We start from the raw sequence: 24,684 nt of genomic DNA, 5'->3' as shown, positions 1-24,684 counted from the left end.
CTGTGTTATTTAGAACCGGCGCTCCAGCGAAATCCCCAGCCAAATGCCCGGTCCATTTCGTCCTGGCCTTTGAAGTACTGGTTGATACGCTCGACTTTAATCGCGCCGTTTTCATTTACGAGTCTGGCAATGGCGCACAATGTGCGACGGTTTTCACCTTCGGTGAGGCGGGTCTCAATGGGAGGCTGATCCGGCACATGAATGGTGACCACACCATCAGTCTTGTCCCAGCTGGGAATACCTTCATAAATAAAGGCGTAAATCAGCACTTCACGGATATGCTTCCATTCCCGGCCATTGATATGCAGCCACTCGCCGTCTGATACATCACCCGTCCGGTCATCTCCCTTGAGCTGAACATACGGTTCATCGCGATAATCACCGAATGCATTACCGAGCGCCTGAATGACCGATTTATACCCGTCCTGAAGCTCAACAAAGGCCCCCAGATCCAGGTCGATTCCTTTGGAGCCGAACATGCCTGCAAAGCCGGATTTGCCGCTGCCCCGGTGCCAGTTCAGGTTGATCCGGATTTCACCGAAGTTATCCCGTTTGGTCAGGCTGATTGCAGGCTTCTCTTTTGTCAGCGATACCTTGCTCAGGCTGATTTTTGTCTCAACTGGCGGAGGGGTTACAACCGGAGGAGTCGGGGCTGCGGGAGCAGGTTCGTCGGCAATATTTACGCCGAAATGCTCTGCCAGCGGTTTAAGTCCACCGTTGAACCCCTGCGCAACAAAGCGGAATTTCCAGTCATTATTACGACGGTAAAATTCACCCAGAATTAAGGCTGCTTCCTGACGGCCGCTCAGTTCGACACTGCCGCTAACCAGGCCGGTAGCCCCTTGCTCCACGTCGATGGAAAGATTACGAAGACCGGACACCGTCTGCCCACCGTCACAGGTCACGGTGAACGCAATTTTTTGGACATCAGGTTTCAGCCGGTTGAGCGCGACAGTAAAGGTTGAGTACTGGCCTTCACTGACCAGGCTGACGGTACCATCATCGTTACGTGGCTGACCATAGAACACCATGTCCGCATCACCCTGCACCTTCCCGTCGGCATACAGGCGAAACGCCGAAGCATCCACCTGGCCGCCCGAGGTGATCCGGACCCGCAACTCCTGGGCTGGAACGGGGGCATTGCCCCCCGGCGTCAGGTTCATTAGCGGATAACCGCTGAAACGATATCGGAGTGCATATCGTCAATTGTGCGGCCGCGACAGGCATGGCCAAGGGCGGTAAAGTCCCAGTTGCCGTTATTACGGTGCAGCGAAGAAATAACGATCCCGGTATGTGAGCCCTGCTCAGTCAGCTTGTAGCGAGCCAGCTCTTTGCCGGTTTGATCGACAACGCGGCAGAACGCGTTTTCGACGTCATTGAACGACTGACCACGGAAGCTGTTTACCGTAAACGCCAGGTATTCAACGTTTGCAGGCAGTCGGGAGAGGTTGACCTTAATCACTTCATCGTCACCGTCACCCTCACCGGTCAGGTTATCGCCACTGTGCACAACAGCGCCGCAGGTGGATTCCAGTTTGCGGAACCAGATGGTGTCAATTGTTTTACCGGTGCTGTCCATTAATACGCAGCCAGCATCGAGATCGATTGAGTCGTTGCCTCCAAACAATCCTCCAAGAAGACCTTTTTTCTTAACCGGATCCCAACCGAGACCGAAATGAAGCTGGCTTAATGCAGATGATTCTTTGCTGAGTGATACCGTCTGGTTCTTAACTAATGAAACCATGTTCTATTCCTTAAAATAGTAATGACCGAGACAATCAAAGGGTTGTTTATTAACTGACGAAGAAAATCATATCATGATGAAGTTCTCTGACAAGGGAAATTTTGGTAGTTTTCTGTAAAAACATAAAAAAGAAAACCTTTTCAGGGTGTTAATTTTCTATGTTTAATTTAAATATCAATACTTTATCTGGAATCCAAAAAATACTGACTCACTTCATAACCACAGAAGTTATTAATCATACTATGATTGACATGTAGCTTAGACACTCATAGACTCACTTCTCAATCATAAATTTGCATGACGTTCCGGATAATTAAAAAAAATGAACAAGAAAATTTGGTTTATGGAAGGTTTATCCTCCCAGCGAGATATTATTCAGGGGGTAAAATCATTTGCACAAAAAAATAATTTTGCCATTACCGTTTTTGCCTCCCACCGTAACGAAAGAAATGAAATCCTTTCCGTTGCCGATTATTCTTTGACTGAACCTGAAGATCCTCAAAAACGTCTCCAGTTTATTCAGGAAACCATTCAGACCTACGGCATCCACCATATTCATACTGGCCGTAACAGCCAGTGGTTTGAAGAACACCGTTCAGCCATTGAATCGACCGGTGCCACCCTTACTACCGGTGCAACGAGCGTCGACTGGTTAACTCTGGCTGACGAAAAAGTTACTTTTGCTCAGTTTATGGAGCAAAAGGGACTCCCGGTTGTACCATCCTGGAGGGTGAATACGCTGGCAGAATTAAAGACACACCTCGCGTCCCCGCCGTTCACTGACAGCCCGGTATGCGTGAAGCCGGTGACGGGTATCTATGGCATGGGATTCTGGCGCTTTGATGACAGTGCTTCGCCTATGGCCGTCTTTAATCATCCCGAACATCGTCTGGTCAGTCCGCAACAGTATATTGCAGCAGCATCAGCTGCTGAGTCGTTTAAACCCCTTGTTTTGATGCCGTACCTGCCAGGCCCGGAATTTTCCGTCGATATCCTCGCGGATAAGGGCGAAATACTCGCAGCCGTGGGACGCCGTAAGGAAGGGGCTATCCAGTATCTGGTAAACGAAGGTAGCGCCTGGGAACTGGCGTGTGACTGCGCCCGGGTTATGAAGGCCGACGGGCTGGTGAATGTTCAGACGCGAAACGATGTGAATGGCAACCCGGTGCTGCTTGAAACCAACATGCGTCCGTCAGGGGGGGTGGGTTATACCCTTCACAGCGGGGTGAACCTTCCTGGGTTATTTGCTGCCTTTAAGCTCGGTCTGATGTCTGAAGATATGGTGCGCCAGAGCGCTAAAAACACCTTTTCTCCGGTTGCGGTGAGAGCCATTACGGATGTAATTGCATACCCGGAATCACTCTCTAACCTTTTGAATTAAGGCGTGTTTATGTCTGATAACCTCGAAGATATGATTTATCGCCGTACCCTCTCATGCGGTACGATTCAGGTAATCCGCGATCAGGGTGAAGTTTCGCTCGATGACCTGTTTGATATCGCTGAAAGACGTAACCCGAAACGCGCCTTTCTGTTTGTCAGCAAAGTACTCGGCAGGCACATTCCCGTGCCACCCTCAGTCATGCGGCAGGCCTACAGACAGCTTGCCAGCCAGTTCCCCTCAACGCTGACAGGGCCCGTACTGTTTATCGGTATGGCTGAAACCGCCGTTGGGCTTGGGGCCGGTGTGTTTGATGAAGTGCGCCACCAGCATCGTGAATCTGTATATCTGACCTCTACCCGTCACCCGGTTGATGGCACGTTGCTTTGCGAGTTCAAGGAAGAACACAGCCACGCCACTGATCATCTGATCTATCTGCCAGATGATGAAGAGAAAAGACGTCGTGTTACCAACGCGCGAACGCTGGTTTTGATTGATGACGAGGCAACCACCGGTAATACCTTTATTAACCTGCTTTCTGCCCTGCGTAATACCGGCAAGCTTCAACATATTGAACAGGTTATCGCCGTTACGCTTACCGACTGGAGTGGCAAAGCCTTGTCCGAGCGCAGCACCTTACCCGTCACTTCTGTTTCTCTTGTAAGCGGTCAGTGGGGATGGACCACATTACCAGATGCACCGGTCCCGGACATGCCGAAAGTCAACGTAACTTCACGCGGAGAATGGGACATCCAGGGGAAACAGTCATGGGGTCGACTGGGGATGCTCGCACCTGCGGCCGATCTCGGCCATGAGGTTTCCGTCCGCAAAGGGGAGCGTGTTCTGGTTCTCGGGACAGGGGAATTCGTCTGGGAGCCGTTCCTGCTTGCAGAACGGCTCGAAGCTGCCGGGGCAAAGGCATTTTACGGTTCGACCACCCGCTCCCCTATCGCCGTTGGTTATGCCATTGAGTCCGCCATTTCCTTTACGGATAACTACGGGCTGGGCATCCCCAATTTTGTCTATAACGTCGCCCACCAGCAGTTTGACCGCATTCTTGTGTGTACTGAGACACCCGCAGAAAGTATTGACGCGCAGCTTCTTAAGGCGCTGGCTGAGGTTGCGCCCGTCGTGGAGATTGTTACCTATGAATAAACCCGTTGTTCTGAGCGACCTTGACGACACGCTCTTTCAGACCCGTCGTAAAATGGTGGACGAGCTGGCCCTGGAGCCATTCCGTACCGGTGCCGTTGATCGTACCCTGAATCCACGAAGCTTTATGACGGAAGAACAGTCCATGTTAGTGGACTGGCTTCTGGAGCAGGCTGAACTCATTCCCGTTACCGCACGGGGAACTGAAGAAATCAGCCGCGTACGGATCCCTTTCCACTCCTGGGCAATCACCACGCACGGGGCCGTCATTCTCACGCCTGAAGGCAACCCCGACGAGGAGTGGAAGGCCCATATGCTCGGCCAGCTGGCTCCCTATCAGGAAAAGCTGACATCGATGCAGCGACTGATAACTGAAATGATGGACGCAAAAGGGATTAATGCCTGGGCAAGACTGAACTTCGAATACGGTGAAACGGCGGTTTATATGGTGATGAAACACCGCGACAGCACCCGCCTTGACGAGCTCAATGCCATTGCAGATGAGATAGAAACGGTGTTTCCGACCGAGGGCTTCTACATCCACCGCAACAGTAATAACGTGGCCTGGCTACCCACCCCGGTTGAGAAAGGGCTGGCCGTCAGCTGGCTGCTTGAAAAACTTCGAGCTGAACGCGGCGTTTTCCCCGTAATTGGTCTGGGCGACAGCCTGAGCGATCATCGTTTTATGAAACTGTGCAGCTGGTTTGGCATCCCGCGTCAGAGTCAGTTTGCAGATGCCATTTCACAGCGAATTTTTGGAGAAAATTAAAATGCAGCCACATGAAACATTTACCGGCTCATACCAGCCCGGTGACGTGGAATTTCTGCTAAAGCCGGTTGTCATTGAGATGACGCCGGTTGATCAAAAAGAAGAGCTGATTCAGTCCGGGAAGAAACATTATTCAGACATGCTCAGCCAGGAGCCAGCACCAACACAATGGCATCTTGATTTGTTTCACCGGGCGCTGGATCGGGGCGCAGAGAGGCTTGCAAAAGAAGTCACACAGCTCGCTATTTCTCTGGCCGAACGCTTCGGTGATGAGCCCATTGTACTGGCCAGTCTTGTCAGAGCTGGCGTACCGCTCGGCGTTATGCTGCACCAGGCCCTGCGTGACATGGGGAAAACCTCATGGCATTACGGCATCAGCATCATCCGGGATCGTGGAATTGACGGTGCAGCACTCGACGTCATTGAAGAGCGGCATGGTACCAGCGGTATTGTCTTTGTTGACGGATGGACAGGTAAAGGCGCAATTACCGGAGAGCTTGTACGCGCACTGAAAGATCGCCCGGGCTATCCTGAGCAGCCGCGACTGGTTGTCCTGGCCGATCCCTGTGGCTGTTCCTGGCTTGCAGCAAGTGATGATGACTGGCTCATTCCTTTTGGCATCATGGGTGCGCCGGTATCAGGTCTGATCTCCCGGTCAGTATGGTCCTCTGAAGGATTACATGGGTGCATGGTTTGCGAGCATCTCAGTGAATTCGAATGCAGCCGGATGTTTGTCGATACCGTCGCTCATTTCCGTAAGAAGTTAACACCGACATCCCTCGCTCCCCTGAGCTGGAATACGGAGTCAGCCCGGATCTTATGGCAGACAAGTTGCGACGTTATCGCGTTCCTGGCCGATGAATTTAAAGTGGACAGCGTCAATCGTATTAAACCCGGTATTGCTGAAGCAACCCGGGCTGTATTGCGTCGGGTACCGGACCATATATTTGTGCGTTCTATTGACGACCCGGACGTTGCCTTGCTTGTAGGGCTTGCTCGTGAAAAGGGAATAGTTGTTACAGAAATGGGGGGAACCCTCGGCCAGTATCGGGCTGTAACCATTATCAAGAAGGTACTCTGATGAAAAATCGTCTTTCTCCCTGGAATCTGGGAGCCACGCTATACATGCCTGCAACACGGGAAGATATTGCTGATGCCGTCCTGCATGGGAAAATCCCGGGTTTGCGCTCTCTGGTAATTTGCCTTGAGGATGCTGTCAGTGAAGCAGACATCCCCATCGCCCTCAAAAATCTGGAGCACCTGCTGCACGAGCTCAGTAACAGCATGCGTAGCCTGGGTAAAAATGACTGGCCTCTGGTGTTCATTCGCCCCCGGCATGCCGACATGGGCAGATGGTTAAAAGCGCATTATGATCTTTCCGCTGTCGACGGGTTTGTGTTGCCGAAATTTACCCTCAGTTCGTTAGCTGAATGGTGGGATATCATGGGCGGGACTCACCTGTGCATGATGCCAACGCTGGAAACAGAAGACGTCTTTGACGTGGTTCAGATGCGCGAGCTGGCCACCCGTCTGGTGGAACATCCCTGCCACGACCGCATTATTGCGCTTCGAATCGGCGGCAACGATCTTATGAACGTTGTGTCGCTTCGCCGTCCCCGGGACCTGACGCTGTATGACAGCCCGATGGGCTACGTCATCAAAATGCTCGTTTCGGTCTTCGGCCCGCGTGATTTTGCCCTGACCGCGCCCGTATGTGAGCATATTGACGATCATGCCGTAATGGCCAGAGAGCTGGCTCTTGATATGGCACATGGGCTTGTTGGGAAAACGGCCATTCACCCGGGTCAGATAGAGGTCATTCAAAACGCGCTGATGGTCACTCAGGGTGAGCATTCTGACGCTCTGCGGATCCTGAACTCTACCCAGGCCGTGTTTAAGTCGCAGGGAGCAATGTGTGAACCCGCCACACATCGCCGCTGGGCGGCTGGCATTCTGGACAGAGCTAGTTTTTATGGGTTACAGAACGAGCAAAGCGCTGATGGAATCAGATTACTTACCGTGACCCAGCATCATTAAGGAAATCATAATGGGGTTCAGGTTCAGAAAGTCGATCAACATTATTCCTGGTGTTCGCCTCAACCTGAGTAACGGTGCACCGAGCCTGAGTGTCGGGCCGAGAGGTGCTTCCGTTTCTTTTGGAAGCCGGGGGACCTATGCCAATCTGGGCTTGCCCGGTACCGGGCTGAGTTACCGTACCCGGCTTGACCGGGCCGCGCGTTCCGGAGGTGGGAACCGGACGGCTACCGACCCGGGGCTCAGACAGGCGCTTGAGCAGGAAGCCGCTGATCTCATGTCAGCGGTGACCGCAATCCGTAATATTCACGAGCTGACGCCGGATCCCAAAACAGGCATCAGCTGGGCAGAGCTGGAAGCAGTATACCTGCATAACAGAACGTCGCCTTTTCAGGTTCCGGCACCGGTGCGTCCAGAAAAGCCAGACTATCTTGCATTGCCGGAAAAGCCTGCCGAGAGCGAAGGCATTAGTTTTCTGGGTAAATGGTTTGAATCGGAATCAGCTAAAGCTGAGCGCCACGCCGAAAATCTTCGCCGGTGGCAGCAGGAGCTGATTGATGTGGAGCGTGAGAATACCCTTCGACAGCACCGGTACCAGCAACAACGGACGGCCTGGGCCGAACAGTATGCAAACTGGAAGTTTGAGGCTGAAGAACATGAAAAACGGCTCGCCACGGCTCAGGCAGATGCCCGGCAGCAGTTCCGGACAGACGCCGCGTTTTTCGAATCATACCTGGCGGGTGTGCTGGCAGAAACTGAATGGCCGCGTGAAACGCTTGTTGCATTTGAAGTAAAGCCGGAGCTATCAGCAGTCCTGCTGGATGTTGATTTAGCTGAGATTGAAGATTTCCCTGATAAGATTTACGGCGTTAATGCCCGGGGCACGGAGCTGACGGAAAAAGCCATGACGCAAAAAGCCGTACGCGAAAACTATGCCCGCCACGTCCATGGCTGCTTGTTCCGCCTGGTCGGTATCGTTTTACATACGCTACCGTTCGACAACGTGATTGTGTCAGGCTTTACGCAACGGGTCAGTAAGCGGACCGGCTATCTGGAGGATGAGTATATCCTGTCCTGCAAATGCAGTCGCAGCCAGATGTCGTCAGTAAATTTTGCAGGCTTAGAACACATTGATCCGGTTGAAGCGTTAGGCGATCAACCGGTTATTCGAAAGATGAGCAGTACCTTCATTTTTCAGCCTATTGAACCACTAACCCTTTAAGCAGGCTAAATCTTACGATGCAATTAAATACCAGACAGGCCCGGATTTTTAAGCTTGCCAACTTACTGGGCACCGGCAAGCCCGTTTCCGCTGCCGACATTATAACCAGTCTGGAATGCTCAGAGCCGACATTAACCCGGGCACTCAAAGAGCTACGCGAGTCATATTCTGCGGAGATCAAATACAGCAAGGCAGGTCATTCATACCATCTCGTTAATCCGGGCCAGCTGGATAAAAAGACCCTTCGCCGGATGAATGAAGCGCTCGCACAGAATGCTGAACTGAAAACCGGTGAGTCCACAGGGAAGGTCGTACTCGATAAGGATAAAAAAACAGCCGTGTCATTATCGCTACGCATGCGGATTTTAAGAAAAATTGACCGTCTGGCTGCGCTGAGTGGCTCGACCCGAAGTGAAGCGGTAGAGAAGCTGGCTCTGCACTCCGTTGATGAACTGATAAAAGAATACAGCGCTAAAAAGTCCTGACGCTAAATCTCAGACCGGGGTGAAAACCCCGGTTTTGTCATATTTCACCTCTGTATCTGCGTGACGGAGTTTTGATCTATTCTCCTCCCGCAATGTCAGCAGCGCCTTTCTGCCTACAAAACCTGGTGTCTTGACATCCTCTTGTGCTACACATCAATCTTTGGGCGATTTACACTCCATTCATGCAGATCTGTGATGTATGATGATTTTCATACATAAGAAAGTTTATTTTTGCCGGAGTTTTTTTCAGAAATCTTATATTCCAGTACGGTCTGAATTTTTTTCTCTGATAAGAGGCCATTCACATGTCGGTAATTCAATGGTGGTTAACTTATTTCTTTAATGCCGCTTCTGAGTATTTAATCTCCACCCGACAGATGTCGTGCCGTTTTATCAAATCTACAAACTCTGGCCTCTTCCTGAAACTACTCTCCTCTTCCGATCTCTTAAGAAGGAATTACATTTGAGACGCTTACCCGTATATCTGCTACTCGACACGTCCGGCTCTATGCACGGAGAGCCTATCGAAGCGGTTAAGAATGGCGTTCAGACGCTGCTTACCACGCTGAAACAGGATCCGTATGCACTCGAAACGGCTTACGTGTCAGTGATCACCTTTGATTCTTCAGCCCGACAGGCAGTCCCCCTGACAGACCTCCTGAGTTTCCAGATGCCAGCACTAACAGCCAGCGGCACCACCTCTCTTGGCGAAGCGCTTACCCTGACGGCCAGCTCCATTGCCAAAGAAGTACAGAAAACGACGGCTGACACTAAAGGTGACTGGCGTCCCCTTGTATTCCTGATGACGGATGGAAGTCCGAATGATGACTGGCGTAAAGGCCTAAATGACTTTAAAGCGGCCAGAACCGGCGTTGTTGTGGCATGTGCAGCCGGGCATGATGCCGATACCAGCGTCCTCAAAGAAATCACTGAAATCGTGGTTCAGCTCGATACAGCTGACAGTTCGACGATTAAAGCTTTCTTTAAATGGGTCAGTGCGAGCATTTCGGTAGGCAGTCAGAAAGTGGAGTCCAGCAAAAAAGAAGTGATCGGTCTTGAAGACCTGCCACCACCGCCGCCAGAAGTAAACGTGGTCTTATAATTTTATTAATTAAGGGGATGTCATGTCTGTCAGTCTGAGCAAAGGCCAGGGCGTAAGCCTGAAAAAAAATGAATACGATCTCTCGTCCGTTACTATCGGCCTGGGTTGGGATATTAATGAGGAAAAGAAAGGTTTCCTCGGCGGGATCTTTGGTAAAAAAGAAGAAGAATACGACCTTGATGTGATCGCTTTCCTGTGTAATTCAGCCGGAAAGGTGACCGATCTCGGCAATGTGGAAAATGGTAAACCAACGCTTGTGAATGGCGATATCATCTTTTTCAACAGCCTTCGCCATAAGTCAGGAAATATCTGGCTGACGGGCGATAACCGAACCGGAGCCGGTGACGGTGACGATGAGCAAATTATTGTGCGCCTGAATTCCCTTGACGCTCAGTACGAGAAAATTGTGTTCATCGTTCAGATCTACAATGGTGAAAAGCTCCAGCAGCACTTTGGTAAAGTTCAGAATGCCTTCATCCGGGCAGTAGATGCCCGTAATATTGAAATGGCACGATTCGATCTTTCTGGCGGACCCGCCTTCGCCAGCCAGCGCTCCATGGTTTTTGCCGAGCTGATACGCGAGGCTACAGGCTGGAAACTCAGGGCAATTGGTGAGCCTTCAGAATCAGATTCGTTTGTCTCGCACCTGAGGAATTACATGTGATGCGCCGCCTGCCTGTTTACCTTGTTATCGACACATCCGGCTCGATGCGCGGTGAGTCCATCCATTCCGTTAACGTTGGAATTCAGGCGATGCTTAGCGCTCTTCGCCAGGATCCCTACGCCCTCGAAAGCGTTCATATCTCCATTATCACCTATGACAATGAGGCGCGTGAGTTCATTCCTCTCACGCCGCTGGAAGACTTCCAGTTTTCTGACATCGTTGTGCCAAGCGCAGGCGGGACGTTCACCGGTGCTGCCCTTGAATGTCTGATGCAGTGTGTTGAACGGGATGTACGTCGCTCAGATGGTGATACAAAAGGAGACTGGCGTCCTCTGGTATTCCTGATGACTGATGGAACCCCTTCTGATGCCCTGGCGTACGGTGAAGCGGTAAAAGCGATTCGCGGCCGGGGATTCGGATCCATCATTGCCTGCGCCGTTGGTCCTAAAGCAGGCCATGAGCACTTAAAACAGCTCACCGATAAGGTTGTGTCTCTGGAGACGCTAGATTCAACCGCGTTTGCAGGTTTCTTTAAATGGGTATCGGCCAGCGTGTCTTCCGGCAGCACAAGCGCGGGGATCAATAACGGAACTGATACCCTTCCCCCTCCTCCACCAGAAATCCAGCTGGTGCTCTGACAGACAGAAAGGTGCTGCTTTCCGGGCAGCACCTTTCTGTACAGCAACGTTTTCTGCTGGCCGTACCAGCCGTACGAGGAAAATTATGAGACGCCTTCCCGTGTTTTTTGTCCTGGACTGTTCAGAGTCCATGATTGGTGAAAACCTGAAAAAAATGACTGATGGTCTGCAAATGATCGTCGGAGATTTAAGAAAGGATCCACACGCACTTGAAACAGCCTGGGTTTCGGTAATCGCATTTGCCGGTGTAGCCCGTACGATTGTACCTCTTCACGAAATTGCCTCGTTCTACCCTCCCCGCCTTCCCGTTGGCGGCGGTACGAGCCTTGGGGCCGCATTGCGTGAGCTGACCGTACAAATTGATACCCAGGTCAGAAAAACCACTCATGAGGCTAAAGGCGACTGGAAACCCGTCGTGTATCTCCTTACCGACGGACGTCCGACTGACGACACAACCGCAGAAGTGAAGCGCTGGAAGGATCACTACGCGAGTAAAGTGAATCTCATTGCCGTTGGCCTGGGGCCGTCAGCGGACCTGAATACCCTGCGGCAACTGACAGAGAATGTCATGCTGTTCACCGAGTCTCAGGAAGGGGACTTTACCCGCTTCATCAAATGGATCACAGCCTCGGTTACGGCGCACAGCCGCAGCGTCGGAGACGACAAACAACCTGAGCTCAGCCAGACTGAATACATAGTCCGGCTGGCCAAGGACGAGCCAGTAAAAGCGTACGACGAAAACTGCGTTACGCTTACCGGCCGTTGCAGCAAGACCCGTCGTCCGTATCTGATGAAGTATGAACGGCCACCAGCAAGGATTTCCGGGCTCGATTTCAACCTGAACCTGAACAACTTTAATATTGCCGGATGCTATCCCATTGATGAGGACTATTTTGCGTGGTCAGATGCCACCGCTACCGATTTGCAGGTAAACACAAGCGAACTGCATGGTGTACCGGGTTGCCCCCACTGTGGTAATGCCAGTGCGTTTGCCATGTGCTCATGCGGGAAGTTGCTCTGCATTGATGGCCCCGATGACGTGATCTGCCCATGGTGTGAAAAAGGTCTTTCATTCAGCAATGATGGCGGAAACACTAACTTCGACGTAAACAGAGGGAGAGGTTGATGTCGCAAAATACGTCACTTGAAGAAAAGATTATCCGCTTAGTTCTGTCTGAGCTCAGCCACACCGCAGAAGGTGAGCGGCTTTCCCTTCCATCCCAGGATCCTGCCCTGTCTGCCGAGGTTATGCAGCTTATAAAGCGGATTGAGAACCTTGCAAAAGGTACCTCTGCACTGGTTAACGAAGGTGAGAACGAATCAGTGACTGCCCTCCCGCCTGCTCCAGGCCTTGCCGAAAAGCAACAGCCGGTCGGGACTGATGAGGATATGCAGGGAAACCACGCTATTGACAAAAAAGAGACGCAAACAGCCACAGTCAACGAAACCAGCCCTACATTGTGGAAATTGATGCCTTTTTACGAACTTCAGAAACCAGGAAAAAATGAAACTGAAAACCAGCCGTCTCCGATACTAAAACCTGGGCAGGTACCGGAAAGCCAGCATCGGACCGGGTCAGCAGTGCAATGTGTAATGCCCCCGACAGCGAGAATAACCATACCCAACGCCCGCGCAGGCGAACGTTTCTCTTCGCCGGTTGCCATCATACTGGATGAGGGTGGACGGGCGACGATAAGAGACGTTGTCTTTCCCCGGGACATTGGCTTGTCGTATAAAAAAGAACAAGGGTTGCTCACTGGCATACCCACTGAAATTGGCGATATTGAGCTTTCAGTACTGTGGTCATACACTTCGCACGACGAATGCGAAACAAAGTTACTTTTTGTAGTAAACCCGGATCCGAGAAGCCTGTGGAAGGTAATAGAACCACCAGCAGACACTCCCTACCCTAAGGCCCATCTGGACTCTGCTGGCCTGGTCAGAGATAACATATGTATTGCTGCCGCCAGTCGCCGGGGCCGCTCTCATGAGCATGCCGGGAGCTTCAGAGATGATGACTTCTATATCAACCACTGCCAGGAAACAGGATGGTCTGTCATGCTGGTCGCAGACGGGGCCGGTAGTGCAGTAAATTCCAGAGAGGGATCGCGAATTGCAGTCATGACGGCTGGCGATTACCTTTTCAATCAGCTCAGTGGAGTGAAAGGCGTCCGTTTAAAAGAGCATATCACGACTTGGGAAGGGAGCGATCAGCAGGCAACCATAAACGCCATGCTTCATCATTTTAAACAGGCAGCTACGCTCGCGGTCAACAGCATCCAGAACGAAGCCATTTGTGCAGAACAACCTGTGAAATCCTATTCAACAACCCTTCTTGCAACTGTAGCACTGCGAACTGAAAACGAGTTGTTTGCAGCTGCTTTCTGGCTTGGCGATGGTGCGATAGGTGCATACAGTCCTTCAGGTAAAGTCAGGATACTTGGAAATCCCGATAGCGGAGAATACGCAGGACAAACCCGCTTCCTTGACCAGAGCATTATCGCAGACCCATCATTTACTGGTCGCATCAGCGTGGGCAAATGGAATGACGTATCTCACTTGATCCTTATGACCGACGGCGTATCAGACCCTCTGTTTGAGACTGATAACGGGCTTCGCAGTGACGAAAAATGGACCCGTCTCATTAATGAGATCTCCCCTATCCTCGCAGACGCCAGTATTGCGTCTGAGGGGTTAGGCGACTGGTTAAACTTTTTCTCCACTGGGAACCATGATGACCGCACTATTGCGGTGTTGTGGTAAGGGATACGCTTTTTCGGTGATCAATATGGCAAATATCGTTACGTGTAAAACAAAGAACGGCGAAACAGTCCAGTATGTTGACGAGGTGATTGGTTCAGGCTCGATGAAGGATGTTTACTTTTCGCCTGATAAATCTTACGTCGTCGCTTTTTATCAAAAACCGCAGAATGAGCAGGCCCGGGATCGTATTGATATGATCACCGGCCGCTACAGGCAAAACATTTTTGGACAATCCGGTGGCGAATACTGGAAGGATCTGTTTTGTTGGCCGACCCACGTTGTTGAGCATGGGAATAAAATCGGTATCGTGGTTCCAACCTACCAGAACCATTTTTTCTTTAAATATGGTTCCAAAAACGATGATTTTCTGGATATTAAAGGCCGGGAGAAAGAAGGCAAATGGTTTGCCAGCGCCAGCAACCAGAATAAATTCCTCGATCCGCGTGAACGAGGCAATACGCTTACCTATCTCAAAGTCTGTCTGCTGCTGACAAGAGCCGTCAGAAGGATGCATGCAGCTGGCCTCTGTCACAGCGATCTCAGCTATAAAAACGTGCTGATTGATCCAGAAATGGGCCATGCCTGCATCATTGACGTAGACGGCCTAGTCGTTCCTGGAAAGTATCCTCCCGATGTGGTGGGCACTCCGGATTTTATCGCTCCGGAGGTGGTGAAAACCAGCCATCTTTCCAAAGAAGATCCGAACCGCGTACTGCCAAGCATTACTACTGACCGCCATGCACTGTCGGTGCTTATCTACATGTACCTGTTTTTCCGTCATCCGCTACGTGGCGGAAAAATACATGACATGTCGGATGAAGTGCGTGATGAAACCTTATCAATGGGTGAGAAAGCGCTCTTCATTGAACATCCGACAGACAAAAGTAATGCAGTCAAAATCAGTCAGTTATCCTCCTTTTCACTTCCCTGGGCTGACCCGGGTAAAATTCCTTACACCATCATGGGTCCCTACCTGACGTCATTGTTTGATCGAGCCTTCATCGATGGCTTACATGATGCCACAAAACGCCCTACCGCCGATGAGTGGGAAAGTGCCTTGGTTAAGACCGTTGACCTGATACAGCCCTGCCAAAACACGAAATGTGAACAGAAGTGGTACGTTTTCTCGGGTAAGACAAAGCCGGTCTGTCCTTACTGCGGTACGCCGTATAAAGGTAAGTTGCCAGTGCTTAATTTTTATTCTTCTCGTAAAGAAGGCAGCTATCGTCCTGACGATCACCGGTTGATGGTCTGGAGCGGGCAGTCTATCTATGCGTGGCATGTGAATCGTCTTATCGCGCCAAATGAACGTACAACGGATGCACAAAGGAAACGGGTTGGTTATTTTGTTTACCATAACGATCAATGGTGGTTGGTAAATGAAGGCATATCAGGACTAATGTCATTACCGGATAAGCGGCAGATTATGGTTGGGGAAAAAATAGAACTGAAGAATAACGCTCAATTTGTTTTGTCAAAAGAGGAAGGTGGCAGGCTGGTAGTCGTTCAATTAGTAGAAAACTAACAAATATCTCTTACCAGATTTTAGCTGTTACGGCATTGAGCCACTCATCGCGACTAATTCGATGAGCGGCCCGCCAAACGAGGCTGTGAAGCGCTTATGAAGGCGATGGATCGGTTTAACAAAGAGCTGCGTAGCTCTCTGTTCCTGCTTGGGGAAGGGATTCAGCAGGATTTCAGGGGGTAGCAGACCATACTGTCAATGTCGCCACGGTATACCACTCGCTGGAATGAGCTACTTGTCGTAAAAGCCTGACATCCATGCCAGTGTTACCCGGCATGGTCAGTTCTGGCATGAAAAGCTACTTTAACCACCACGGGCCTTCTGGATTGCGTATTTCAGGGTAGCTTCGTCGACAGCCCCCGGGATGAATGATGTCGTTGCAGCATCGGGTTTTTGCATGTTCATGATAATGAACCCTGGCGTTCCGCTGATCCCGAGAGCTTCCCCCAGTTGCATATTTCCGGAAATGACATTCTCATAGCGACTTTTTTCTCGATCGCTGAATGAGCTGTTGAACCCGGATTTATTCACCACCATGTCTAAATCACTGAGCGTAAACCCTCGCTGGTTGTTGAAGAATACATACGCGCTGGTCATCAGGTTGTTGTGGTACTTACGATACGCTTCAGCGCCAAATGCCTGGTACACATGCAGGCCTGTCGCCGCCCCCATCGCAGAAACGGGTTTCGAACCAGCGAAGATTGGAAATTCTTTAAAGAAGAATTTAACATCGCTGCTCTGGCTCAACACGGATTCAACGACCGGCGCTACCTTCATACAGAAATGGCACTGGTAGTCGAAAAACTCGATGACGGCGACGGCCGCATTATCCGGTCCAATGTTGGGAGTCTCTTTGGTCTCGAAGAGAGCCGGTGCGTAAGGGATGATCCGCTCAAGGGAGGCGTTGGTATTTTGGTTTTCAAGAGCCTTACCCGCTTCAAGCAGATACTGAGGATTTTTTACCAGATAGGTAGCCGCTACCTTTCCTACTTCATCGTTACTGGGGAGCTCAGTTTTAAAATATTTCGACGTGATATACACAGAGCCAGCCGTCGCAATCAACACAGAAATTAAAACAGACGCTACGGGTTTTAAATAATTTAATTTAGTCATAGCCACCTTTACGAATTCAACTTGTTAGTTATCAACCTGTGTTCGATTATACTGTCACAGCACATCGGAATTATTCGTTAAAGAACCCTTTTTGGAGGAATTAGAATGTTACGGCATTTATTCTTACTGACCGCCACAACGTTCTTATGTGGGTGCAGCTATCATTTCGGGAATGATGTTGATGCTTACGATTTAATGTCACGCCCGGTAGGCAACAAGAAATTTGAAATTGTAGCGCCTGATGACAGTATACAATCGCGCATGTTTGCAGCCCGGTTTGCGAGTGGATTAACGGGGATAGGGTTTAATATTTCCAACCATCTGCCCGACTATATTCTCAGATTCAGTTACAGTAAGACCCAGGAAAATATGCAATACAGTGAACAGCTGGTGACGGGCATAACCGGATATGTCGTCGAGAAGAAGACAACGAAAAAAGATAAACACGGGCAGACTCAGACGGACTATGACTATAAACCCGTCAGCGGGATCGTGGGGTCAGAGACGATATCACAGAGGCATTTCTGGCGCCGCCTTGATGTGGAAGTCTACCCTGCGGGGAAAGGGGCACAACAGGTTCTTAAAGTCAGTATGCAGAGCAATGCGCCAATCCCATCGGACAGCATTGCGTATTCCGCAATGATCGACGCTCTGGCCGGGAAACTGGATGCCCCGCTACGCTCCGGAAACTATGTCGCATCGGTTCCCTGGAACTAATGACCAGCACCGCAACGCCCAACCGCAAAGTGACTTTTCTCACCTGCATGCCGCACCTTTACCGGCCTCCTCTGTTGAAATCATAGAGCCGGTAAAGATCACCGATCGTCATTGCATCCACTTTGGACACGAACAAATACTCAAACTGCGCTTTCTGAATATCTGACACTGACGCATCGTCCAGCACCTCCTGGTAAAATCGAGCACTGATGCATCTCTCCGGATGCATGAACTGGTACCGACTCTGGAGAACCACCATTAGTAAAAACAGAATCAGCAGAACGAGAAGTAATATTTGGTTGGAGAGCTCCAGTCCCAGCGACACACCGATGGTTGCCAGGAAACAGAGAGTCCATCCGACCAGGGCAAAAGGAGCCTTTTGGATCTTTTGTTGGTAATAACGGAAGATCACCGGATCATTTAAATACCGCTTATCCGGTAATCCCGTTGCCCGGGTGACAATGCTGAGCCAGAGCGACATTTTCTAACCCCCAAATCGCGGATATACGGCGCTCTCAGGCCATACGTTCATAAAAGGCAACCAATGGCTGGGTGATGGGGTTTTGTACAAGCTCGGGGCGAATGACTTTCAGCTGCCTTACCGGCGCTAGCTCATCCGTCGGCTTCACGATTCCATTGCCCGGACCTTTCCGGGTACTGTCGGTGTTCACCTTTAGCCTGTCATTATTCAGATACGATTCAACCCGCTTAGACATGGCGTCGCTGGGGGATGATGCGTCATTAAGTTTTTTTAAAACCGCGTCTTTATCCGTCTGAGCCGCAGAGACCAGCAGTTCACTGCTGGCCTCAATGTCTGCGTTGCAGGACCCGAACTGGCATTGGGCCGCAAAGACGGGTTGAGTGCCAACCGCCACGAGCATTAACGTTGTCAGTATTACAGATTTCATAATCACCTCTTGCAGTCGTGAAAAGTCACTTTTGTGCGGTGCCCATGCGGGTCACCAGATTTTCCGGGCTCAACCAGCCGGTGAACAACTGAGGTTTACCCGACAGCGTTACCATGGTTGGCGTACCCTGAAGCGGAATAGTTGAAGCAACCTGGAAATGCGATTTGATAATATCGAGGCAGGCCGCGTCAGGCCGTCCTTCCGGAATGATTGATATCGAGCTCATTGCAGCATCCAGCGCATCATTAGGTTTGGCCGCACACCAGATTTTTGCCATATTCCCCGCGACCACGGAGTTCAGGCCTGCACGCGGAAAAGCGAGGAATTTTATTGAGATCCCGGCATCGAGATAGGATTGAAGATCATGATGTAGTTTCTGGCAATACCCGCAGGTTATATCAGTAAACACCGCCAGGCGATATTTTTCATTCGCCGACTTATATTCTATGGATTTTGTTTTAGCAGCAAACTCCCTGACGCCTTTCAGTATCGCCTGTTCCGTTGTATTCTCCACATCTTTGCCGTTAACATGAAACAAGCTCCCGGTAAAAATGTAATCACCATCTTTGCTGACGTAACTCACGCCTTCTCTTGAAATCACGGTATAAATATCTTTTACTGGGGATGGTTCAATATGCTCGATGGACAGCCCAACTTCTTTTAATTTCTTCAGTGCTGCATCAGGAAGCACGTCAGTTTTCACTGTCTGGGCATTCATGCTAAAGGCCGTACAAGATGCCAGTAATAAGAATGATGCCTTGATAGTCTTATTCATTTCAGCTCCTTTAATGGAGCATTAATACTATCATGCGAAAAAATCCTCCAAATTCGCTTAAGGGACAAAATTCCCTCCCTATAGTAAAAATTTTTAGCCCGCGATGTGGGAGAATATCCAGTATGTAATTCCAGTGGAGATTATCTCGTGTTTATACCACCAGCAGATGATGTGAAACCTATTCCCGTTCCTGTTGAAGTCTACACACAGTGCATTACCGATGCCTCCCGCTTTTTCGGGATTGATGCAGAATTGGTCTTTACGCTTTTTGATAATGAAGGCGGAAAAGTGGGAACGTTCAGCCGGAATAAAAATGGCACTTATGATATTGGACCTATGCAGATCAATTCGTCCAATCTGCCGGAAATACGTGGCCACTTTCCGTCTGTTACCTGGCGGGTATTGGCCTATGACGCCTGTGCCAGTTTCTGGGTAGGTACCTGGTGGCTTTACCGGAAAATTGTAGACCGAAATGGTAATGTATTTGAAGGGATTGCCGATTACAACAGCAAAACCCCTAAGGTCCGGGCGAGGTATATCTTTAACTTCATGGTCAAATACAATCGCCGGATTCAGGGCCGGAATGGCATGGACGAGTTATATCAGTGGACGCAACCAAAGACCCAGTACAACGGACATATTGTAAAAAATGTTCCGGAGTAAATTACCCCCCTACTCTCCAATTTATTGTTTAGTTGTTTTACGTGGCTGTGAACAATTCATCACTGAGCGAGTGAAACTGTCCCGTGAAAGAGGTTAGGTATGCTCCAATCAATATACGAATTCCTGTGCAAGATACGCTGTTCTCCACAGAAGCTTAGAAATAAAGACTTGGACGGGATCTTGCCTCAGGATGAATCAACAGCTGGCTTATGGGGACCTCTGCCATTAATCCATATTGTTCTTTTCCTGGATTTTGATGGTGTAATCCACAAATGTCAGAATGAATCTTTCGAACGGATGTATTTGATTGAGAAGTTACTTGATGCAAGTCCTTCAATGTTCATCGTTATATCAAGCTCATGGAGAGAATGCGGGAGTATTACCTACCTAAAGTCACTTTTCCGCTCGCCGTACAGAGACCGGGTAATTGGCGCAACCCCATCCCTGTGTCTACCCTCGGGGGGAATAGGGGTACGTGCAGCTGAATGTGAAGAATTCGTGGCCAGGCACCAGGTAAAAGCCTTTATCTGCCTTGATGACGATACGACCCTGTTTCCGCCAGAATATCCGCACCTGATCCGTACGGATTATTACACGGGGGTTAAAGAAAAGGACATAACGGATCTGATAGCCAGATATAACCTACTGATGGCCCGTTTTTATTAAAAAAGTAACTTTTCCACACACTCCGTTAAAAAAAACCATGATTCGCCATCTACCAAAAACACTGCATCAGTCGATCAGAAAAGTAACTTTTTCCTCAACTTTAATTTAGGCCAGTAAGCATTCACGTTTCTTAGGGTGGCGAGTGAACTGGATTTGGAAAGAGAATTTGAATCGTGATTAAGATAGTATCCTGTTTGACCATTGTTTTAAAACTGAACAAACCTTATCCAATGCTCAGTTAGCCGGTGTACTTTTCTCAGATTCGTGGTTTACCTTGAATAGCACTGCCGTGAATAGTTATTTTCCCCGGATGCAGGCATAAAAAAGCCGTGCCCAAAAAGAGCACGGCTTTTATCAGTCAGTATTCACTCCTACTTCTTATTATCATTCAGCCAGTTTTCAGCTCTCTCTATTCTCGACTGATACGGTTCGTTTGTATTGTTAAGGTCTGACTTCATAAAGTTAACGAACGCATCTGCTTTATCCGACCCGAAGCGTGGATCATCGGTCAGTTGCTGACGAATCGCACGCTCTGAGTTTTGTGATGCACTCTCATACGTCTTGATCCCATCACTTCCCATATCCTTATAACGGCTGGTCACCGCGCTCAGACCATCTGACATTTGCAGGTGGTTGCCAACCTTGCCCAATAACGAACTCGGCATATTTACCGGATTCGTTGCATCGTTTGCCAAAGATGCGGGCGTAGTCAGGACCCCAATACCTGAGAGCATGTCGTTTACGGGTTTTGCTCCGATAACGTCAAGCCCTCTGGCAACACTCTCCTGGCCCGATAAAAGCGTACTGCCAATCACACTACGTTCTGTATTGGACTCAATTTTATTACCAGCAAGGGTATCAATCGTGGTTTGGGTTCGTTGGCCAACGATCCCGCCGCCAGAGCCGCCTTCACCAAGATTCGCCCTTATTGCTGAATCAAGAGAGCCTGAAGCCTTGTTGTGCATGTTGAAACCTTCATGGATACTCTGGAGATCATTCATCCCCCAGCTAACGTTGTAGTGACCCAGCTCGGTGAGGAGGCTTTGAGTATCCGCTTTCAGTTGTTCTTTCTCAGCGCCGGTTGCCATTGTACTGGCCCCATAGGTAAACACGGCTTGTGCGGCCAGCTCCGCCCGTTTGTCATCCGGCTTTTTGGTTGGGTCATTTGCAACCCTGTCAAAATAATTCGGGAGGTTGTTTGATATCCCGCGTATCTGGCTATCTCCGTACATAGAATTCAGTTTTTCGCTGGTATTACCCATGCCTGAAGTAGCATGCTTGCCGCCTATACCAGTTTGAAGCTGGTCGAAAGTTTGGTTGGCGTTCTTAACGTCCTGCCCAGCCCCCTGAATTCTTCCCACGGTCTCATTAGTCACTACAGGGGTATTCTTATCCAACGACGAGAGAACACTTTGGTTTTCTTCGCTATAGGAGTTAGCTACATTACCTTTATGAATGCCCTGAATATCTTCTTTACTGACCGAGCCCACATTGTACGGCGTAACACCTGATTCGGTTTGTCCGCCAATATGTTGATTAGCATTCTGCTGGTTCTGTGCCAATCCAGCTTTCGCCTGAGCATCCAGACCTTGCCCTACGTCAGCAACACGATCGGCACTCATTACGCCGGAGGTATCTACATGGTCTGGTGTGCGCTCCTGCGCCTGTGCAATGGTATTAATACCCGATGCATCACCAGTGATTCGGTCAAGTTGATTGGTAATTGGCAGCATCTGTTGAGCGTTACCGCCGAAGTCAGCAACCAGCCCTTTAAGCAGGCTGGAGGTCTCACGCAGATCCTGCTTATTGCTCTCAGCCGTTTCACCCCTGGCAGTATCAATCGCAATTTTTTGCTCACTAAAGTCGCGTGTCGTTGCCACCAGCGCATCAGTTCGCTGGAGTTGTGATCCCAACTGAGTGCTGGCCTTAAATGTGTCATTGTAAGAATTGAATTTATCCATAAACGCATTCTCATCAAGACCATTTTTCCGTGCAAAATTACGCACATCATCATCGCTGAAGTTTTTATTACGAATAGAATCGGAGAATCTGTCTAGGTTGACAGACTGTCTTGAGTCGAGTGTCATGCCGGTATTAGCGCTGGCGTTCGTTGAAAGTGACGTCGACAGATTTTCGGCCATTGTCTGTGTTGCCTGGTTCATTTTTGATGCAGCTTCTTTGAATGCATTGGTCTGTGCAAACTGATCACTGTTTACCTGAGAAGCCGCTTTACTCATTTGTTCAGAAAGTCCTGAGTTTTCTGACAATTGAGTCGTAATAGCTTTATTCAAATCAGTTAAGAGGCTATCACTGCCTGAATTCGATTTTGAGATCCCTGAACCAACGGTACCCGATGCTTTCAGACCTAGTGAATCCATCACTTTCTGACCTATGCCCCCAGCCCCCCCTTTTCCAAGTTTTTCCTCGCCACCAAGTCCCAAACTTCCATTGAGGAGAAGGTTTGACACCACACCAGCTAATTGCTGCGAATTAATTCCGTGCTTCGCCCCTACGCTATTAGCGACGTTTGCACCGGCCTGGTCTGTATATGATTTCAAGTTTTGCAGATTCGAGGAAAATTGCTGGCCCGATTGCCCCGAACGACCAACTTCACTCATCTGATTGTAGGCCTGCTGGAATGAATTACTTGCTGCACTCATGACTGATGAGGTCATTGCCGCCCCTTGTCCCTGGCTTGACGCGATACTTGAACCTGCATTCCACGTACCGAGTCGGAAGTTACTGGAGTCCATGGCCCCGCCACCGCTGAACCCCTGCCCGGTGCTTGTCAGTGCTGTACGATTAACATCCCCAAATGATGATTTTCCGCTATTTGGCGCATCCCACACTTTCGGCGTGAGGTGGCTGGAGTCCACAGGTGCGGGTGGCGTAACTCCTTTCATCGCATTCATCATTGGATGAATGGATTGCGTCATCAGGAACAGCGTCAGGACTGGGATAAGAGCATAGAGCGCTGATGCAACTGATAAGTAAGAACTATATGTTTCGGCAAGCCCTGGTAAGCCCATCCAAGTCACCGCGTTACTCTGACTATTCAGTGTGCTCCATGTATCAAGATCCGCTGTTGCCACCTTCTTCACGTAGGCATTGACCATCACCGCAGTAATCGGCCACATATTAACGAAGAGAATCAACTGAAGATATTTTGCCGCTGCGGCAACACCGTTTCCGCCGAGTGCAAGCAGCATGAGCAATGCAAACGGAGCAACCATGTACGCAAACATTTCAAGAAACGCAATTGCCGCACCAGATAATTGCAGCCAGAGCTGCCCCTGAGATGCCATGGTATTCGTACGTTTTAATGATGCCTCAAACAGTTGCATATCCGAGGCCAGACCAAGTGGGGTTTTGTATTTACTGGCACCATTACGTAGCTCATTCATGATGAACAAAGAAAGCGTCGCGTCATAAGCGCCAATCGCCTTGCCATACATGCCGTTCGCCGACGCCATTACATCCGTGAAGCTCGATCCGGATGCGGCACCGCCCGCCTCTTCTGGGGTAAGAATACCGTTTGTTTGCCCAATCAAAGCAATCGTCTGTCGAGCCTCCGGGGTGCTCGTTACCTGTTTAACGGTCGACCAGACCTCTTCACAAGTCGCTGACTTTGAACTATTCACACCCACGATGTTAGCAGATGCGTTCTTCAGCGAACCTTTCATCGCCTGATTAATGCGTTCCATGCTTTCCGCGACATTTGAAGAGAAAATATCGTTAAAAATGGTTTCTTTCCCAGCGATTTTCGCGCTTGAGTTTTGTGTTCCCTTGAGGCAGTTATAGGCCAGTGATTGCACTGTCGCACACACGTTCATCGCACCTAATCCGCTAACTGGTTCGGGGAACGCTGAACAATACCCCTGGCTGTCCCCGCCCCATTGTAAGAATTTAACGAAGCGAATCATCGGGCCAAGAGTAATGTCATCATCAAGCGTGGTTGCGGCAAAGTCGATCGGCGCCAGCGGATCAAACGCCGTTTTATAGTCTTTGAGTAGGCCCTGGCTAAGGTTAGTGGTTACAGTTCCCATCGCCGCGATAAAAACAGGAATACCATCGACATTTCTCACTTCACCAGACTTAACCGATTCAATAGTCACATCCACGCGTACTATTGCCATCGAAAAAAGAATCAGCCCAAGAATCCATGAAAATATCGGCACCTCTGCTTTTGTCGGGTTCAACAGCCAAAGCCATGTTTTATAAAACAGGCTGGCTCCAGCCAGCACCGCTGCCGTGGTGAGAAATGCTTTTACACCGGTATATTGTGAGAAAATCAGGGCAATCCCGTTAAGGGCGGACCACACGAACTCGATATCACCTACTGTATAGATGTTGTAATCCATATCAG

At 49.8% G+C, this 24,684-nt stretch carries 24 protein-coding genes; 17 read left to right on the top strand and 7 right to left on the bottom strand.

Features of this window, described 5'->3' with window-relative positions; genetic code table 11:
* Window positions 1-5: 5 nt before the first annotated feature.
* Together C3F35_RS25880 and C3F35_RS25875 are read right to left on the bottom strand one after the other, a co-directional pair.
* Entirely contained in the window at window positions 6-1,163 is a 1,158-nt protein-coding gene (locus C3F35_RS25880; RefSeq protein WP_040113326.1) for a TerD family protein, read from the bottom strand.
* Window positions 1,163-1,744: a TerD family protein gene (locus C3F35_RS25875; protein WP_040113325.1), complete on the bottom strand. Its 582-nt coding sequence runs from the start codon at window positions 1,742-1,744 to the stop codon at window positions 1,163-1,165. The genes C3F35_RS25880 and C3F35_RS25875 overlap by 1 nt, the downstream gene beginning before the upstream one ends.
* Window positions 1,745-2,066: 322 nt before the next feature.
* Between C3F35_RS25875 and C3F35_RS25870 the strand changes: the two genes are divergently transcribed.
* The 14 genes from C3F35_RS25870 (at window position 2,067) to C3F35_RS27295 (ending at window position 15,728) form a co-directional block, all read left to right on the top strand.
* On the top strand, window positions 2,067-3,125 hold the full coding sequence (locus C3F35_RS25870) for an ATP-grasp domain-containing protein (RefSeq protein ID WP_040113324.1): 1,059 nt from the start codon (window positions 2,067-2,069) through the stop codon (window positions 3,123-3,125).
* 9 nt (window positions 3,126-3,134) lie between these two features.
* Window positions 3,135-4,277 carry a phosphoribosyltransferase domain-containing protein gene (locus C3F35_RS25865; protein WP_001282603.1) on the top strand — a complete coding sequence of 381 codons (1,143 nt, stop codon included), beginning with the start codon at window positions 3,135-3,137 and terminating at the stop codon, window positions 4,275-4,277.
* Window positions 4,270-5,043, top strand: a complete 774-nt coding sequence (locus C3F35_RS25860; RefSeq protein ID WP_001040062.1) for a hypothetical protein — start codon at window positions 4,270-4,272, stop codon at window positions 5,041-5,043. Before C3F35_RS25865 ends, C3F35_RS25860 begins: the two co-directional genes overlap by 8 nt.
* Before the next feature lies 1 nt (window position 5,044).
* Complete coding sequence (locus tag C3F35_RS25855; protein ID WP_040113323.1) at window positions 5,045-6,124, top strand: cysteine protease StiP family protein; 1,080 nt, start codon at window positions 5,045-5,047, stop codon at window positions 6,122-6,124.
* The gene (locus tag C3F35_RS25850) at window positions 6,124-7,080 is read left to right on the top strand and encodes an HpcH/HpaI aldolase/citrate lyase family protein (RefSeq protein ID WP_040113322.1); all 957 of its coding nucleotides are present in this window, start codon (window positions 6,124-6,126) and stop codon (window positions 7,078-7,080) included. The genes C3F35_RS25855 and C3F35_RS25850 overlap by 1 nt, the downstream gene beginning before the upstream one ends.
* 10 nt (window positions 7,081-7,090) lie before the next feature.
* Window positions 7,091-8,299 carry a DUF4236 domain-containing protein gene (locus tag C3F35_RS25845; protein ID WP_000506888.1) on the top strand — a complete coding sequence of 403 codons (1,209 nt, stop codon included), beginning with the start codon at window positions 7,091-7,093 and terminating at the stop codon, window positions 8,297-8,299.
* A 17-nt stretch (window positions 8,300-8,316) separates the two neighbouring features.
* Complete coding sequence (gene terW / locus C3F35_RS25840; RefSeq protein ID WP_001176767.1) at window positions 8,317-8,784, top strand: tellurium resistance protein TerW; 468 nt, start codon at window positions 8,317-8,319, stop codon at window positions 8,782-8,784.
* A gap of 463 nt (window positions 8,785-9,247) precedes the next feature.
* The gene (locus tag C3F35_RS25835) at window positions 9,248-9,886 is read left to right on the top strand and encodes a vWA domain-containing protein (protein ID WP_001388628.1); all 639 of its coding nucleotides are present in this window, start codon (window positions 9,248-9,250) and stop codon (window positions 9,884-9,886) included.
* A 22-nt stretch (window positions 9,887-9,908) separates the two neighbouring features.
* Window positions 9,909-10,550: a TerD family protein gene (locus C3F35_RS25830; protein WP_000116681.1), complete on the top strand. Its 642-nt coding sequence runs from the start codon at window positions 9,909-9,911 to the stop codon at window positions 10,548-10,550.
* Window positions 10,550-11,188, top strand: coding sequence for a vWA domain-containing protein (locus C3F35_RS25825; protein ID WP_001253658.1), 639 nt, complete (start codon window positions 10,550-10,552; stop codon window positions 11,186-11,188). Before C3F35_RS25830 ends, C3F35_RS25825 begins: the two co-directional genes overlap by 1 nt.
* An 85-nt stretch (window positions 11,189-11,273) precedes the next feature.
* Window positions 11,274-12,314: a TerY-C metal binding domain-containing protein gene (locus C3F35_RS25820; protein WP_040113321.1), complete on the top strand. Its 1,041-nt coding sequence runs from the start codon at window positions 11,274-11,276 to the stop codon at window positions 12,312-12,314.
* On the top strand, window positions 12,314-13,951 hold the full coding sequence (locus C3F35_RS25815) for a PP2C family serine/threonine-protein phosphatase (RefSeq protein WP_040113320.1): 1,638 nt from the start codon (window positions 12,314-12,316) through the stop codon (window positions 13,949-13,951). The genes C3F35_RS25820 and C3F35_RS25815 overlap by 1 nt, the downstream gene beginning before the upstream one ends.
* 25 nt (window positions 13,952-13,976) lie before the next feature.
* A complete protein-coding gene (locus C3F35_RS25810) occupies window positions 13,977-15,476 on the top strand; it encodes a helix-hairpin-helix domain-containing protein (RefSeq protein ID WP_032610464.1) in 1,500 nt (499 codons plus the stop codon).
* A gap of 198 nt (window positions 15,477-15,674) precedes the next feature.
* Window positions 15,675-15,728, top strand: coding sequence for a DUF4113 domain-containing protein (locus C3F35_RS27295; RefSeq protein ID WP_223203177.1), 54 nt, complete (start codon window positions 15,675-15,677; stop codon window positions 15,726-15,728).
* Between the two features lie 51 nt (window positions 15,729-15,779).
* Here C3F35_RS27295 and C3F35_RS25800 read toward each other — a convergent pair whose 3' ends face one another.
* Entirely contained in the window at window positions 15,780-16,589 is an 810-nt protein-coding gene (locus tag C3F35_RS25800) for a DsbA family protein (RefSeq protein ID WP_015062990.1), read from the bottom strand.
* A 105-nt stretch (window positions 16,590-16,694) separates the two neighbouring features.
* Here C3F35_RS25800 and C3F35_RS25795 point away from each other — a divergent pair, with 105 nt between their 5' ends.
* Window positions 16,695-17,306 (top strand): hypothetical protein, encoded by a 612-nt coding sequence (locus C3F35_RS25795; protein ID WP_015062991.1) that lies wholly within the window; start codon window positions 16,695-16,697, stop codon window positions 17,304-17,306.
* A 58-nt stretch (window positions 17,307-17,364) separates the two neighbouring features.
* On the opposite strand, the gene C3F35_RS25790 is transcribed toward C3F35_RS25795, so the two are convergent.
* The 3 genes from C3F35_RS25790 to C3F35_RS25780 are packed head-to-tail and all read right to left on the bottom strand — an operon-like array spanning window position 17,365 to window position 18,989.
* Window positions 17,365-17,787: a hypothetical protein gene (locus tag C3F35_RS25790; protein ID WP_015062992.1), complete on the bottom strand. Its 423-nt coding sequence runs from the start codon at window positions 17,785-17,787 to the stop codon at window positions 17,365-17,367.
* A gap of 34 nt (window positions 17,788-17,821) precedes the next feature.
* Entirely contained in the window at window positions 17,822-18,214 is a 393-nt protein-coding gene (locus C3F35_RS25785; RefSeq protein WP_040113319.1) for a hypothetical protein, read from the bottom strand.
* 25 nt (window positions 18,215-18,239) lie between these two features.
* Complete coding sequence (locus C3F35_RS25780; RefSeq protein ID WP_040113318.1) at window positions 18,240-18,989, bottom strand: thioredoxin fold domain-containing protein; 750 nt, start codon at window positions 18,987-18,989, stop codon at window positions 18,240-18,242.
* Between the two features lie 147 nt (window positions 18,990-19,136).
* On the opposite strand from C3F35_RS25780, the gene C3F35_RS25775 reads away from it, so the two are divergent.
* Both C3F35_RS25775 and C3F35_RS25770 read left to right on the top strand, forming a co-directional pair.
* Window positions 19,137-19,652 (top strand): lytic transglycosylase domain-containing protein, encoded by a 516-nt coding sequence (locus C3F35_RS25775; protein ID WP_032610469.1) that lies wholly within the window; start codon window positions 19,137-19,139, stop codon window positions 19,650-19,652.
* 99 nt (window positions 19,653-19,751) lie between these two features.
* Entirely contained in the window at window positions 19,752-20,318 is a 567-nt protein-coding gene (locus C3F35_RS25770; protein ID WP_015062996.1) for an HAD domain-containing protein, read from the top strand.
* Window positions 20,319-20,689: 371 nt separating this feature from the next.
* On the opposite strand, the gene C3F35_RS25765 is transcribed toward C3F35_RS25770, so the two are convergent.
* The gene (locus C3F35_RS25765) at window positions 20,690-24,679 is read right to left on the bottom strand and encodes a conjugal transfer protein TraG N-terminal domain-containing protein (protein WP_015062997.1); all 3,990 of its coding nucleotides are present in this window, start codon (window positions 24,677-24,679) and stop codon (window positions 20,690-20,692) included.
* Window positions 24,680-24,684 lie beyond the last annotated feature (5 nt).

The organism is Leclercia sp. LSNIH3, assembly GCF_002935105.1.
GTDB classification, from domain to species: domain Bacteria; phylum Pseudomonadota; class Gammaproteobacteria; order Enterobacterales; family Enterobacteriaceae; genus Enterobacter; species Enterobacter adecarboxylatus.
The sequence above is the reverse complement of the archived record's forward strand: the minus strand, read 5'-3'. Positions and strand labels throughout refer to the sequence as shown.